At 58.8% G+C, this 15,425-nt stretch carries 12 protein-coding genes and 1 pseudogene; all 13 read right to left on the minus strand.

The window, feature by feature from the left end; genetic code table 11:
- Positions 1–63: 63 nt before the first annotated feature.
- Entirely contained in the window at positions 64–591 is a 528-nt protein-coding gene (locus CFII64_RS06920) for a nitrous oxide reductase accessory protein NosL (protein WP_020290072.1), read from the minus strand.
- A gap of 27 nt (positions 592–618) precedes the next feature.
- Positions 619–1,449 carry an ABC transporter permease gene (locus CFII64_RS06925; RefSeq protein ID WP_020290073.1) on the minus strand — a complete coding sequence of 277 codons (831 nt, stop codon included), beginning with the start codon at positions 1,447–1,449 and terminating at the stop codon, positions 619–621.
- The gene (locus tag CFII64_RS06930) at positions 1,446–2,369 is read right to left on the minus strand and encodes an ABC transporter ATP-binding protein (protein ID WP_020290074.1); all 924 of its coding nucleotides are present in this window, start codon (positions 2,367–2,369) and stop codon (positions 1,446–1,448) included. Before CFII64_RS06930 ends, CFII64_RS06925 begins: the two co-directional genes overlap by 4 nt.
- A complete protein-coding gene (locus tag CFII64_RS06935; protein WP_020290075.1) occupies positions 2,366–3,655 on the minus strand; it encodes a nitrous oxide reductase family maturation protein NosD in 1,290 nt (429 codons plus the stop codon). Before CFII64_RS06935 ends, CFII64_RS06930 begins: the two co-directional genes overlap by 4 nt.
- 27 nt (positions 3,656–3,682) lie before the next feature.
- A complete protein-coding gene (gene nosZ / locus CFII64_RS06940) occupies positions 3,683–5,602 on the minus strand; it encodes a TAT-dependent nitrous-oxide reductase (RefSeq protein ID WP_020290076.1) in 1,920 nt (639 codons plus the stop codon).
- Between the two features lie 56 nt (positions 5,603–5,658).
- A complete protein-coding gene (gene nosR, locus CFII64_RS06945; RefSeq protein WP_020290077.1) occupies positions 5,659–7,782 on the minus strand; it encodes a transcriptional regulator NosR in 2,124 nt (707 codons plus the stop codon).
- A 165-nt stretch (positions 7,783–7,947) separates the two neighbouring features.
- Complete coding sequence (gene hemN / locus CFII64_RS06950) at positions 7,948–9,336, minus strand: oxygen-independent coproporphyrinogen III oxidase (protein ID WP_044901225.1); 1,389 nt, start codon at positions 9,334–9,336, stop codon at positions 7,948–7,950.
- A 26-nt stretch (positions 9,337–9,362) separates the two neighbouring features.
- A pseudogene (locus tag CFII64_RS06955) lies at positions 9,363–10,427 on the minus strand (coproporphyrinogen III oxidase); the annotation flags it as partial.
- A gap of 120 nt (positions 10,428–10,547) precedes the next feature.
- Positions 10,548–10,991, minus strand: a complete 444-nt coding sequence (locus CFII64_RS06960; RefSeq protein WP_020290080.1) for a CopD family copper resistance protein — start codon at positions 10,989–10,991, stop codon at positions 10,548–10,550.
- Positions 10,992–11,157: 166 nt separating this feature from the next.
- Positions 11,158–12,057, minus strand: a complete 900-nt coding sequence (locus CFII64_RS06965; protein WP_020290081.1) for a LysR family transcriptional regulator — start codon at positions 12,055–12,057, stop codon at positions 11,158–11,160.
- Positions 12,058–12,160: 103 nt separating this feature from the next.
- Entirely contained in the window at positions 12,161–13,303 is a 1,143-nt protein-coding gene (locus CFII64_RS06970) for an FAD binding domain-containing protein (RefSeq protein ID WP_020290082.1), read from the minus strand.
- A 54-nt stretch (positions 13,304–13,357) separates the two neighbouring features.
- Positions 13,358–14,470, minus strand: a complete 1,113-nt coding sequence (locus CFII64_RS06975; protein WP_020290083.1) for an alkene reductase — start codon at positions 14,468–14,470, stop codon at positions 13,358–13,360.
- A 36-nt stretch (positions 14,471–14,506) separates the two neighbouring features.
- A complete protein-coding gene (locus CFII64_RS06980) occupies positions 14,507–15,205 on the minus strand; it encodes a DsbA family oxidoreductase (protein WP_256208036.1) in 699 nt (232 codons plus the stop codon).
- Positions 15,206–15,425 lie beyond the last annotated feature (220 nt).

The following is a 15,425-nucleotide window of genomic DNA, read 5'->3' on the forward strand; positions in this document are numbered from 1 at the left end:
AGCCGCCGTTACCGCAGCAATGGATATGTACCCAATCAACAAACCCGGCAAAGACCCATCGAATCAGTGATTCGCTTGAGACATCTCCGGCTGCTGAAGCAGCGCCTGATCAATCTCGCTGAACCGCAACACACGACCGCCTTGCTCGGCAGCAAGCTTCTCAGCCGCCTGCTGACTGGAAAACGACGCCAGCACCACGCCCATTGCCCCCTTGAGTCGAGTGCCAACCACATAAAAAGCATCCCGGGCATTGATCAGATGAGAATCAGCCGGAGCGTTCCACGCACTGCGGCCCATGTCGTGAACATACAGCCTGGCATCGCCATGATGATTCTCCGGCTGCAACCACCAACCGATCATCTCCGCCGTAGAGCAAAATTTCTTGACCCCGGAACGCTCCACCACTTCGCCCTTGGGTCCGGGGAAGCCGTCGATGATCATGCCGCAGACATGACACTCATCGCTCGGGTGAAACGCCACGGCAGCGTCGCTGTAACTGGCTTTAGCGGGTTCGTCACAGGCCGCCAGCAGCACACAGACCATCAGGCCAGCCACCGCACGTGCCGTCGTCGAAAATAGAGTGTTGATCATCAGATGCTCCAAAACCAAAGTGTAAATTCATGTCACCCGACGGCGGAACAACAGCCAGGCAGAGCTCAACGGCAGCGCAACCCATGCGATCAGGCATAACCAGAGCATTGCGCCGGGTACCGGCAGATCGCTGCCCAGCGTCAGCACGCCTGCGGCATGGGTCCCGTCCGCAAAACCGGAAAGGTTGATCAAGCGATAGATATCGGCGGGATTAAGCAGCAATAGCCAGGGCAGCACCTTCGGGTTGAACTGCCCCTCGCTGAGCACCAGCAATGCCAGCAGCGCCAGGTCGAACACCAGCACAAAGAAGAACCACACCCCCAGCGCGAGTCCGGCCGCCGTGGATTTTTCGGCAGACACGCTGCTCAGCGCATAGGCCAGCCCCAGAAAACCCCAGCCCAGTAGCGTCGACGACACCATGAAGCGTCCAAACGCCCAGAGCAGCAGGTTCAGTTCAACGTCCTCCACCAACAGAGCGATGGCCAGCATGGCGCAGCCGAATCCGATCAGCGTCGCCAGTGCCAGGATCAACCCGTGGCCAATGAATTTGCCGAGCAGGATGTGCCCGCGCCCGAGCGGATAGGTCAACAACAGCAGCAATGTGCCGCTTTCGTCTTCGCCGACGATGGCGTCGTAGGCCAACAGCAAGGCAATCAGTGGCATCAGGAAAGTCGCCAGGCTGGCCAGACTGGCGATGGTGGCAGGCACCGAGGTAAATCCCAGTTGGCCGGAAGCCGCGGCCCCGAGCCAGGCGATGCCGGTGGCCAAAATCGCGAACAGCAGGCTGATCGCCAACAACCAGCGGTTGCGCATGCCGTCGCTGAACTCCTTGCGGGCCATGTTCCAGATCGGGTTCATACGATCGCTCCGTTGGGACTCGCACCCGCCCGCCCCATGTAATAGCGGTAGATGTCTTCCAGGGATGGTGGAGTGATTTCCACGTCAGCCGGCTCGTCTTCATTGAGCAATTGGCGCAACAGGTCAAGCTTGCTGCCATTGAGCGCGGCCACTTCCAGGCCTTCCGCGCCCCAGCGCTGGGTGACGTATCCGGCGGCGTTCCAGGATTCCTGCAAGGGACCCGCACGCTTGAGCCCGTTGGCGCGAATCAGCGTCGGCAAGCCGGCTTCCTCGCGCAGGCTGCGCAGACTGCCCAGCGCCAGCAGACGCCCCTGGGTCAGAATCGCCGCGCGGTTGATATGCGCCTCGACCCCCGGCAGTACGTGGGAACAGAGAATGATGCTGCTGCCCTGGCTGCGCAGCCGATCAAGCAACCGATATAGGTCCTGGGTGGCGATGGGATCGAGGCCGACGGTCGGCTCGTCGAGCAACAACAGGCGTGGTTCGCCGAGCAAGGCTTGCGCCAGCCCCAGGCGTTGGCGCATGCCTTTGGAGTAGGTCTTGACCCGTCGCTGCGCCGCTCCGGTCAGGCCGACTTCTTCCAGCAGCACGTCCACCTGAGCCGGTGCGGCCCCCTTGAGTCGTGCGAAATGACGCAGGGTTTCCAGGCCGGTCAGCTGCGGATAAAAGGTCACGTTCTCCGGCAAATAGCCCAGCATGCGCCTGACGTGCGGATCGCTGGGCAAGCGGCCGAAGACCCGGACCTGACCTTCGCTGGGTTGCAGCAGACCGAGCATCAGTTTCATGCTCGTGGTCTTGCCCGCGCCGTTGTGCCCGAACAGGCCCAGCACTTCGCCTGTGCCCAGGCTCAGGTTCAACTCGTGCAACACGGTGGTGTGCCCATAGCGCTGGCTGACGCCGTCCATGTCGATAACATTCATGCGTCGGGCTCCTGGGTCAGGGTTTGCAGGGTGGATTTCATCAGCGGATGGCTGTCCAGTACGCCCGGCGCTTTCACCACCGGAAAGGCCCGTTGCACGCCGCGCAGCAATTCGATGCCGGGGCTATTCATCAACAGCCGCACCTGCGGGTAAAGCCACAGCAGCCGGTCGACGTTGTCGTTGGGTTCGTAGGCGACATCGCCCAGGCCGTCGTTGTTACGGTCCCAGCCCAGGTAATCGCTCCAGTAATTACCCCGGCCATCTGCCGACCATTCCTGCAGGCGGGTGGCAACGTATTTCACCTGCCGCTGGTTGCCGACAAACGCGTTGTCGGCGATGCGGTTGTCTTCGGAGCCGGCCGTGAGGTGGATGCCTACGGCGCTGTGTTCGAATTGGTTGTGTTCAATGCTGTTGAACAGTGAGTTGTAGATGAACAGCGCTTTGCCTTCGGCGCCGCTGATCATGCTGTCACCCGTCGAGCCGTCGCGCACGTCCGTGACGAAGTTGTCGCGCAAGGTTGAATAGGTGATGTAGTTCATCAGGATGCCGTAGTTCTGATCCTGTTCGGAGCGGTTGCCGATCACCGTGAGCTTGCGGCTTTGCATCAAGGCATAGCCGGTGCGGGTGCGACGCGTGATGTTGCCGATCAGTTGGTTGTCGTTGGCGAACATGTAATGCACGCCGTAGCGCAGGTCTTCCAGGGTGTTGCCTTGCAGCAGGTTGCCGTTGGAGGTGTCGATATAGATGCCATCGCGGGTGTCGCGCACCTGGTTGCCAATGACCCTGGCACCGTGCACCGCATACAAATGGATACCGTTGCCGCGATCCTGGGAACGCAGCAACGGATCCCCCTGAATCCGGTTGTCGATCAGACTCACGTCCTGAGTGCCATCGACCCAGATACCGAAACCCTGGCCCTGCATGCGATTGCCTTTGATGAGCGCACCACCGGCCTTGGGCTGGATGAAAATCGCGGCATTCATTGCCGTGAGATCGTGCCCCCAGTCCAGGAAGGTGCAGCCCTCGATGCCGACGTTCGGCGCGCTGACGATCACACCGTTGCCCTGCCCTTGCCCCTGAAACACCGCACCGGGCTCGCAGAGAATCTGCATCGGTTGATCGACGCTGAACGAGCCACGGTACTCGCCCGCCGGCAGGTGCCAGCGCTGTTCGGCATCCATCCGCAGCGGCAAGGTGGTGATGGGCTGCACTGCCAGCGCACTGCCGGACATCAGCAGGAGCGCAAGCGCGATTACCTTGATCGGGTTTCCCTTGATGTCAGTCATCGGCTGGCTCCTGTCGACGGCAAACGGTCAGGCCCGCTCGACCTTCATGCGGCCAACCATTTCCATGTGCAGCGCGTGGCAGAACCAGCTGCAGTAATACCAATGCAGACCGGCCTTGTCGGCGGTGAAGGTGATGGATGAGGTTTGCTGCGGGCTGATCTCCATACTGGCGCCATGGTTGGTCATGACGAAGCCGTGGGACACGTCCTCGATCTGGTCGATGTTGGTGATGGTCACCGTCACTTCGTTGCCCTGCTTGACGGTGAACTCGGTCAGGCCATAGGCCGGCGCCATGGAGGTCATATAGACCCGCACATGATTGCCATCGCGAATGACTTTGTTGTCGGTCTCCAGCTTGATGCCATCCTTTTTGGCCAGCTCTACGGTGGCGGCGAAGAACGGATCGTTGCGATCCCAGATCTTTTTGGTCTTGATCTGGTCCCGGCGCGCCAGAATGCAATCGTGGGGTTCGGCAAACGCCGGACCGTCGTGCACCAGTTTCATTTCTTCGCCGGAAATATCGATCAACTGGTCGTTTTCCGGGTGCAGCGGCCCGGTCGGCAGGAAGCGGTCCTTGGAGAATTTGCACAACACCACCAGCCATTTGCCATCCGCTTCGCTGGTTTCGGTGAGCGAGGCATGGTTATGGCCAGGCTGGTAATGCACGTCCAGCTTCTGCTTGATGTAATTGATCTTCTCGCCTTTGTAGGCCCGAACCGCTTCCGCCATGTTCCACTTCACCACCTGGCTGTCGATGAACAACGTGGTGTAGGCGTTGCCGCGCCCGTCGAAGGTGGTGTGCAGCGGCCCCAGCCCCAGCTCCGGTTCGGCTTCGATAACCTCGCGCGGGTCCTTGAATTTATCGGCGAACAAGTCGTCCAGGCGGTCGATGGCAATCATCGATACGGTTGGCGAAAGCTTGCCGTTGGCAATGAAGTATTTGCCGTCGGGTGAGGTGTTGAGGCCGTGGGGGTTCTTCGGAATCGGGATGTAACGCGTGAACTCGGAGTCTTTGCCATCGGTTTTACGACCATCGACCACCGGCACTTTCGAGTTTTCCAGGGTGATGAACTTACCGGCCTTGATGGCGGCCTCGATACGCGGAATGTTAAACACCACGACCCAGTCGCGTTCGTTGCGCATCATGCCGCCCAGGTCGTAGGCCTTTTCCGAGTTGTAGCAGGTGGACGCCGCGTACTTGCCGGTGTAATCGGCGTCGGCGTTGTCCAGGTTGCCGTCGACGATGACCTGGAACGCCATTTCCATTTTTTCGGCATCGATGGCGTTGAACATGGTGAAGCTGTTCTTGTCTTGCAGATCAAACGTATGGCCGTCATTGGGGTGCGGGATGACGAACTCGGCATTGGCGAAGACATACTTGGTGTAGGGCACTTTCTGCAGACGCAGGCCGTGAATCGCCTGTACGTTCGGCACCGTGAGCATCTTGTCGCACTTCATGATGTCCAGACGGATGCGCGCGACCCGGGAGTTGGCCTTGTCATTGATGAACAGGTACTTGCCGTCGTATTTGCCGTCGGTCATGGAGATGTGCGGGTGATGGCAGTCACCGTTCTGGAACTTCGCGCTGTCGCCCAGAATCCGTTTGCTTTCGTTGGTCAGGCCCCAACCGGTGGCCGAGTCGACGTTGAACACCGGAATCCGCATCAATTCACGCATCGACGGTATACCCAGCACCCGCACTTCGCCCTGATGACCACCGCTCCAAAAACCGTAGTATTCGTCCAGCTCGCCGGGGCCGACATGGATCTTCGCCTGGGCGTCCTTGACCGCCGCCGCCCAGGATTCGCGGCTGAACACCGCGCTGCCCAGACCCGTGGCGCCCGCCAGCACCGCGCCGGCCACCGCACTGCTGCCCAGAAAACCGCGCCGGCTGAGGCCGACGTGTTCTTCTTCCTGCCCGTTTTTTTTGGATTCTGTGTCAGTCATCTTGTGTTACTCCTTGAAGGGATAAAACGGTCACTGCAGCGGTGCGCTCGCGAGCTTCAGTCAGGCGCGCTCACTTCCACGACAGGTATCAATTGCGCCCCCACGGACGTGGGTTTGCCGCGCTTCTTGCGCTTGTTGACCAGCGGCGGGCATTTGTTTTCGTTGTGATAGGTCATCTGGCAATCGAGGCAGTAATGGCACTCGTTGGCATTGATATGACCATCCGGGTGAATTGCCTGGATCTCGCATTCCTTGGCGCACAGCCGGCAAGGATCACCGCACTCCTTGCGGCGTTTGAGCCAGTCGAACAGGCGTAATTTGCTCGGGATCGCCAACGCCGCGCCCAACGGGCAGATGTAGCGGCAATAGACTTTGCGCGTGAAAATGTTGATGACCAGCAGCGCCACGGCGTAGAGGACGAACCACCACTGGCGATCGAACCTGAGGGTGATGGCCGTCTTGAAAGGCTCTACTTCGGCGAACATCTCGGCGGTGGCCATCGACTCCAGGGAAATCCCGAAGAGCAGCAGCAAAATGAGGTACTTGATCGCCCACAACCGCTCATGGACCGCGAATGGCAATTCGTATTGGGGAATCTTCAGCTTGCGCGCGGCTTCATTGATCAGCTCTTGCAAGGCACCAAACGGACACAACCAACCGCAGAACACCCCACGGCCCCACAGCAAAATGCTGGCGGCCGCGAAAACCCAGAGCATGAAGATCAGCGGATCGGTGAGAAACAGTTCCCAGCGAAAATGCTCGAACAACGCGTGCACGAAGGTCAGCACGTTGACCACTGACAGCTGGCCCAAGGCATACCAGCCCAGGAACACCACGGTGAAGAGCAGGTAACCGCGACGCAGCCAGTGCAGAAACCGTGGCCGGCGAGTGAGTGTGTCCTGCAGGAACAGGATCGCCGTCAGCAGCAGCAACGCGCTGGCGAGTACCGCGATCTGGAAGTATTTCTGATACCAGATGGTCATCCACATTGGGCGACTGGCTTCCTCAATGGCGGCCAGTTCCTCGGCACTCGGGGCCGGACGCGCAAGGTATTGCTCGGGCATCTGGTAAAGCAGTTCGAAGCTGCTGAAGGTGCCGCTGACCGGCCCCGTCTGACGCCGAACCAGTAACTCCAGGGTCCACGGCGATCCCGGATCGAATCCGGCCGGTTGGCGGACAATGAAAATCGACATCTCATTGAAGTCGGGCATGCCCTTGGCGAACACGTCAGAGAGTCGCTGATGGTCCATGTCGCGGAAACTGATGACATTGCCGAACTGACGCAATTGCACCCGATCGAAGATCCCGCCACGCACGTAACCTGAACCCTTGTAGGAATACAGCCCACGACCCAGCACCGCGATGGCCTGCTCGCCGGGTTTGAGGTCCTGCATCAGAAAGCGATACTGGTTGTCGCCCAGCAGCGCGCGGCCAACGGTCGGCGGGTTCAAGTCGGCGGTGTACAGCTCGATGAAGGTGTCATCGACCTGGTCAGGACCGGCGCTTTCGACGCCTTCGGCTTCGGTGCCCTTGAAGGCGGCGTCGACTTGCCCACGGGTCAGGTTCAAGCGACGGATCGCGCCGTTGCCGGTCAGTTGTTCCCAGCTGGCGGGTTGGAAAAAATCGGCGCGGACGGTGGCGGGCTTGTTCACCATCCCGCCTTTGTCTGCAACCAGCTTCAGCGACACGGCCACCTCATGGGCGGCACGCATGATCACCTCATTGACCACCATCGCGGTGACCGTTGCACCGGCAATCGCATCGACAGTGACCGCGCTGGGGTCGCTGGAATGGCCGACGACTACCCGCTGACTGACGTTGATCCCTTTGTATCGGCTACTGAAGCCGTGAAGTTTTTCTTCGGGAATGCCGATCAGCAAGATCGGTTCGTGGTGCTCCAGCACATAGGCATCCTGAATCACGCCAGCAGTATCGAGAATCACCTGGGTATTGATCGGCTTGCCCGAGTAGGCAGGGATATCCACCACATCCAGGCTCTGGAATACGTAACCGAGGACCTTGCCGGCTGCGGACAGCGTGCGCACTTTATAGCGGCCTTCGGGCGCGGAAACCGCATCGGTGTCGGGAAACGCCCTGTCGATACGCTGCTGCTCGATGTCGCCGTACGACTTGGCCTGAACCGCCGTGAACGTCGAGAACATCAGCCAGACCATCACCATCAGCCCGACGCTCAAGGCGCGTCGGTTGCCATGTATCGAAGGCTGATGGATTGTCATGGATTCGCTGATTTCAAGGGTCTTGCACGCATGTTAGGGTGCGTGGCGCAGCCTGCCCTTGATTGAAATCAACTTGATGCAATCCCTTGCGATAGAGCGCCTCGCAGCTCAAACCGTGCGTGAAAAACGGCCTTTCTGCTCGCCGCCCAGATAGGCATCAAACGCCATCGCCGCGCTGCGCATCATCAAATGCCCGTGGGGCAACAGCACCAGCGAGTCGTCGTGAATCTGCAGCAATCCATCGCGCACATGCTCGTCCAGTTGCGCCAGGGCATCGGCAAAATACTCGGTAAAGCAGAAGTCATGCTGCGCTTCAAATTTGCCGAAATCGATGCGGCCATGGCACATCAGATCGCTGATCACTTCACGGCGCAGCTGATCATCAGCGCTCAATCGATAACCCCGATGCACCGGCAACAAGCCTTGATCGAGCCGGGCGTAATACTGTGAAAGCTCCTTGACGCTCTGGCTGTAGCTGTCACCGACCTTGCCGATCGAAGACACGCCGAGACCGATCAGATCGCAATCGGCATGGGTTGAATAACCCTGGAAATTGCGCTGTAAGGTGCCATTGGCCCGGGCCAACGCCAGCTCATCGTCGGGCAAGGCGAAGTGGTCCATGCCGATATAGACGTAACCGGCTTCGGTCAGACGGCGGATGGTCAGTTCAAGCAACTCCAGCTTGCGTTCCGGGGGCGGCATGTCGGCGGGGCGAATCAGCCGTTGGGCGCGTACCAGCTCCGGCAAATGGGCGTAGCTGTAGGCCGCAATCCGGTCCGGACGCAACGCGATGATCTTGCCGAGGCTGACATCGAAGCTGTTCACGGTCTGCAAGGGCAGACCGTAGATAAGATCGACGCTGATCGATTTGAATTGCGCCTGGCGTGCCGCAGCGACCAGCGCGTAAATCTGCTCTTCACTTTGCTGACGGTTGACCGCGGCCTGCACGTGCGGATCAAAGTCCTGCACACCAAAGCTCAGGCGATTGAACCCCAACTGGCGCAATGACTGAATCTGCTCGGTGCTGATGGTGCGAGGATCGACTTCGATGGAAAACTCATGGTCATCGCTGTCGTCCATGTCAAAAGCCTGGTGCAGACAGTCCATCAGGTCAGCCAGTTGTTCGCTGGTCAGATAGGTCGGTGTGCCACCACCCAGGTGCAGTTGCGTGAGTTTGCGCGACTTGTCGAACAACGCGGCCTGCATGCCGATTTCCCGCTTGAGGTAGGTCAGGTATTCGACGGCGCGGTGGGTCTTCTGGGTAATGATCTTGTTGCAGGCGCAGTAATAACAAAGGCTTTTGCAGAACGGAATATGGATATAGACCGACAGGGCCTTGGGCACCGGAGCAAGGTTGCTGTCGGCGGCGGCGCGCTGATAGTCATCCACGGCAAAAGCCTGATGGAACTGCGGCGCAGTCGGGTAAGAGGTGTAGCGCGGCCCAGGACGGTCATACTTTTCGACCAGAGCGCGATTGAAATCAAACGAAGTTGTCATGATCAATCCACTTGCATTGGGGTTCATGCCTCGCAGCGCCAACCGCGACTCGTCGGCAATTGGTCCCTGTCCAGCTGCTGCTGATAGCGCTGCAGATCGTCGGTATTTTGCGTGTACACATTGTCGATCTGGCTGATAGCGCCCAAACCCAGTCCGATATGGTCGCAATAGCCGTAACGGGTAAATCCCTCACAAGTGCGCCGCAATCGGCCGCGCTCCTGAGCAATCGCCAGATCGTCATCGTGCCGGACAAACTGCCCCAGGCCGATGTAGTGATAACCGGCACCGATCAGCAGGGTAAAACAGATGCGGCGCATGGCGCCTTTATCGTCCTGGCTGCACGCCGCGCGGATGTTGTCTGCGGCCATTGGCCGATAGCGTAGCGGTGGCCGGGCATAATCAAACACCAGCAGCCGGTCCGGCTCCAGCTCGATGAGGGTTGCCAGTTTCAGCGCAAAACTTTCGGGGGTCTGCCAGGCATGGCCATAACCCAGATCTACATTGATAGAGCGATAGCCAAAGGTGCGAGCGGCATCGACCAGCGAATGGATGGGCGCCGGATTCTGGTAGCAAGCCCCCGACATCTCACTGTCGACACCGATATCCGGAACGCCGATGCTGACCCGGTTGAAGCCCAGGTCACGCAGCACGCCCATGGTCGACCAATCGGTATGGTGCAGGTCCACTTCGATGCTGTTGTCACCACACTCATGGCCGAGAAAGTTGAAACGGCGACGCAGGTGGTTCATCAGCTGCCGCACAGGTGCAGTAGCCGGTGTGCCACCCCCAAGATGAAACTGCTCGACCTGCTGCTCCGACCCCAGGTGACAACTGACGAGGTTGATTTCATGCTCCAGACACTGCAGAAAACGTTCGATACCACCGTGCTCGCCGGCGCTATCGCGAGCAGGCAACTGCACATTCAGTGATAGCGGGCGGCCCCTCTTGCGACTGACGCGCAAGGCGCGAAGCAAATCCAGGGAGCCGATACCTTCATGGAATTTTTCAGTGTCGACAGGGCCGTTGGGATCGAGCACGCTTTGCTCACACCGAGCGTCAAGCGCGCCGGGATCGTGAAATAAATTGAGCATGACAGGTCTCCGAGACAGGCTGCGGACCACCAGTGTCGGGGTTGGACGGCCCATGCTCCTTGACTTGTATCAAGCATGAGCAAAGTGCTGGTTGCGCAAAGGACCAGCGGGCAAGTCCGCTCACCAGGTCAGATAAAACATGCCCTTGGCCAGCAGCACGATAACAATCATGTGGCAGAACAGGCTGCCATGGATGAAATGCAGGAATCGAGCTTTCATCCGGCCAGTTTTGAACAGCGCCATGGCGACCAGGAAATGCAGCAGCACGCTGGCCGCGACGACGATTTTCAGCATCAGCAATGTGCCAAACGATGACGCCATTGGTGTGGCGAGAACGGGCAAATAACGCAGCCAGACCATCCCCGACCCGGCACCGAACAACACCAGCAGAACCCATGGAATCAAGGCGCGGGCACGTCGACCAATGCCCTGCTCGACCAGCAGCATGACCTTGACCGGCAGTTGTTTGCGGATGCTCTCCAGGAACAGCACTTCGAAAAATACCGTGCCGATAAAAATCAGCGCGGCAAACAGATGCAAGGTGAGAAACAGCGGATAGAGCATGGGATTCTCGCTCTCGATACAGCAACAGGATTCACCCACAGTGAGAAATCCACCCCCGCGAGTTCCTGAGCGCCTCTGCAGGATACAGAGCCCGCCGATCCAGGCGTTTGACGCCAATCAAGATGACGCGCAATTCAGCGAGCCCCGAGATGAGCAGGTCAGGATTTCAGGGAACGAGTATTTCCTTGAGAAACTCTATGAACACATTGATCCGACTGGAACCGCGATGATTGGGCAGATACAGCGCATTGATGCAGGTACTTGCGCTCCCGGGGTTGACCTCGTATTGCTCGAGCACGCGGGTCAGGCGGCCTTCGCCAACGTCGTCACGCACCAGCCAGTCGGCCAACAGCGTCACCCCGCCATCCGCCAACGCCGCCTCGCGCAGAATGTCGGCATTGTTGCTCTGCAGCCGACCCTGCACATTCACGCGGACGACTTCCTCATCGCGTTGGAACGTCCAGTTTTGGTGTCCGGTGCGGTAATCAAAACGCAGGCACTGATGCTCCAACAGGTCACGCGGGTGTCGGGGCAGTCCGGTACGCGCGAAGTATTCGGGACTCGCCACCACCCAACGCTGGAAATCACCCACCCGCTTGCTGACGATGTCATCACTGACGACCGATGAACCAAGACGCACTGACACATCGATTTGCTCGCTGAGCAGGTCAGTCACCTCGTCGCTCAGCGAAAGACTGATCTCCAGCCCGGGATGGCGATCAAGCAAGCGGCCCAAATGGGGAGCGATGATGCGTCGGCCGAATTCCACCGGAACGCTGGCCCGTAAACGCCCCTGGACTTCGCTGCCTCGGTCGGTAACGACGGCATCGGCTTCGTCAATTGCGTCGAGGATCGCCACTGCCTTTTCGAAATAGTTCTGGCCCGCCACTGTGACGCTCGTATTGCGCGTGGTGCGGTTAAGCAAGCTGGCGCCCAACTCGTTTTCCAGCGCCGCCACCTGCCGGGTCACTGACGAAGTGGAGATGCCAAGCTTGCGCGCCGCTGACGAATAACCACCACAGCGCACGGTTTCGACAAACATTTTCAGCGCCAGCAACTTATCCATAGACGGAGTCCGAGATTGAAACGTAAAGATAACCACTGTGCATTGCCAGCCATCGGCAGTCTTGCATGGATGTGCTCACCGGTTGTGGGTGTGACCTGGAAAATCAGGATCGGGGGATGCCCATGATCCGGTTGCCCATACTGACACCCCATTCGCCCATGCGCTTGCCCTCGCCAAGTTGCTGTTGCTCCCAAACCAACAGTGCTTTGTCGATGTCGCCAATGTCGTCGATCGCCTGAGCCAGGCACAGCGCGTTCCTGGCCGCCTTGGCCGTGCTTCCGGCTGTGTGTGGGCGCGGCACAAAGGCAGCGTCGCCCGTCAACAGCACGCGGCCAAACACCATCTGCGGGACTTCGAGATCAAGGATCGCCTGCACAAAAATATCCCGGGTCTGCCGAATCAATTCACGAAAAGCCGGGTTGGCATGCTGTTCACCCATTTCCCGTATATAAGCATCCTGCTCAGGTGCCAAGATCCCCGGTGGAATGGAGTGGTTACGCCGGCGGCCATTATTATCAGTGAGCACGGCATTCAGCTCCGGTCCTTGAGCAGCTTTCAGATACCAGACCCAGTTGAACCGTCGCTCACCAGGATTAATCGAGCCATTCAAGCCTGGCACCATGTACTCCAGCATCAACGATTCAGGTTCCTGCTGAAACACAAAGTTCTCGTAAAGCTGCGCTTTGGCGAAGTCTGGAAGACTGGCTTCATCGGTCAGTCCACGCCAGGCCACATACCCCGAATAGGTATGTGCCGTCCCAGGCAACATCACACTTCGCACAGTTGAACCTGCGCCATCGGCGCCAATCAGCAGGTCCCCATCGGCGCTGCTGCCATCTTCAAAAATCGCCGTCACCCGTTGCTCACTTTGAGTCAGGTCTACCAGGGTCTTACCCCGGTGATAATGCTCGGCAGGGAATGCAGAGAATAATGCGTTGTACAGTGTGTTCCAGGATGTCTGAGTTTGTGGCATCGGCTCTTTATTGACGACGGAACCCGCTTGATCCAGATACAGACGATCATGTGAGCGGACCCCGAGCGCGCTAACAGGTTTGATACCTGCATAGCGAAGATGATGCAAGACATCCGCTTGCAGCACGATGCCACCGCCTCGACTATCCAGTGCGGCGGGGGATCGCTCGAAAACTTCGACTTGCCAGCGGATTGCACGCAAGGCCGTGGCGACGAATAAACCACCCAGCGAGCCTCCGATGACCAAGGCCTTCGGAATATCTGGACTCTTCATAACCTTCTCCCCGTAAAGTCCGGATGCCCCATGGCATCTGGATGTGTCGCTGCGTTATGCCAGCACCGGATAATCGGTATACCCCTTGGCGTCGCCGCCAAAAAAGCTGTTGCCATCAGCCAGGTTGAGTTCGGTACGACCACGCAAGCGAGCAGGCAAATCGGGGTTGGCAATGAACGGGCGCCCAAAAGCGATGAGGTCGGCACGACCCTGCGCGATTGCCTGTTCTGCGGTTTCGCCGGTGTAACCACCCGCCAGCATCAGTACGCCGTGAAAGTCAGTGCGCAACTGTTTGATGATGGCGTCCCAGCGTGGATCGTTACTGTGGTCGAGCACTGTGCCAACCATCATGGGTTCTACCAGGTGCAGGTAAGCGAGATTCCAGCTATTGAGCCGGGAAGCAATGTAGCCAAAGGTATGTTCTGGCGTGTCATCGCCCATCCCCATAAAACGCCCCATCGGTGTCAGGCGCACCGCAACGCGTTCGGCACCTATTTCTGCGGTCACGGCTTGCACGACTTCAAGCAGTAACCGCGCACGGTTTTCGATACTTCCACCGTAGCGATCACTGCGCTGATTACTGGCGCTGTTGATAAATTGGTCAAGCAGATAGCCATTACCCGCGTGAATTTCCACACCGTCCATACCCGCCAGAAGCGCATTGCGCGCGGCCCTGCGGAAGTCTGCAACAATCGCTTCAATCCCCGGAATGTCCAGTTCCTGAGGGACCGGTACATCGCCCCAGACGCCCTCACCTTGTTCATTCAGGATGAAGGTCTTGCCGGGCACCGGCTGCGCGGTCGGTGCCACTGGCAAGCCGCCGTTGGGTTGGAACACCGGGTGCGACACCCGCCCCACATGCCAAAGCTGCAGGAAAATGTGTCCGCCTTCAGCGTGCACGGCCGCGCTGACAGCCTTCCAGCCCTGAATCTGCTCGTCGCTATGGATGCCGGGCGTCCAGGCGTAACCCTGGCCCTGCTGCGAAATCTGCGCAGCCTCGGTAATGATCAACGCGGCACTGGCGCGCTGACGGTAGTATTCAACGTTCAGCGCTGTCGGTACGTTGCCCGGCTGGCCCGCACGTGAGCGGGTCAGAGGGGCCATGGCGACGCGGTGATCAAGGGTGAGTTCGCCGAGTTTGATCGGGCTGAACAAGTGATGAGTCATGATGATTTCCTGAACGAATAGCGATTGAAAAGCGGCTTAAGCTGCCTGGCTTCGTTTTAGTATCTGGACAATTATTCCGGTGGGCTGGGCACCGCTGATCACGTCATCCGCAATCTGAATACTCGGTACCGAGCGCACACCGGATGCCTTGGCTCTGGCTTCGAGTTTCAGGACTTCAGCAGTGCCTTCATCGGTATTGAGAAAGTCGACAATGGCCTCTCGGTCCCGGCCGATTTCAGCAGCGATATCGGCCAGCACATTGAGGTCGCCGATATCCCGCCCGTCCCCGAAGTACCCCTTGAAAATGGCCTTGACCAGCAAGCAAGCGTCTCTACCCGTCTGTTGCTCCCGCCATACCAAACGATGCGCTGCCAGGGTGTTGGGGGTTTTTTCGACTCGCTTGTAATCGAATTCAAGACCGACTGCCTTACCGGCGTGAGCGACCTGGGCGTCCATGGCCTGGCTACGTGCCCAACTGCCGAACTTGCCAGAGCGATAGGCTTTACGGTCCATGCCGCTAATCGGCATGTCCGGATTCAATTGATAAGGCAGGAAAGTCATTTGGCGGTCAGTTGAAAAACCCGAGGCGGCAAGCGCGCGTTCGAGATTTTCTTCCCCGATCCAGCACCATGGGCAGATGAAGTCGTAGGTCACCTGTATATCGGTTGAGTGCAAACTCATGACGGTCTCCGTTGTGGAATATTCACACTTCCACGTTAGGTCTTCGGGCTCCATCAGAGAATCCGCTGGCGGCGCAACGTTGTTTTTCGCGAAACGCAACGACAAGGCGATCACTGCGCCGGCGGACCGCGTCGTTGCACCCGGCGCAATATAGCGTTGCGCCTTGATGGGGTACTCCCTCACAACCGCCCTCTCTAAGCTCACTCCACAGGAAAATCGCCGTAAGCCAATTGCTCGCGGCGGATTGAAAAATCTGTCGTTAACGCAGCTCGAG

The organism is Pseudomonas sp. CFII64 (assembly GCF_000416235.1).
GTDB lineage: Bacteria > Pseudomonadota > Gammaproteobacteria > Pseudomonadales > Pseudomonadaceae > Aquipseudomonas.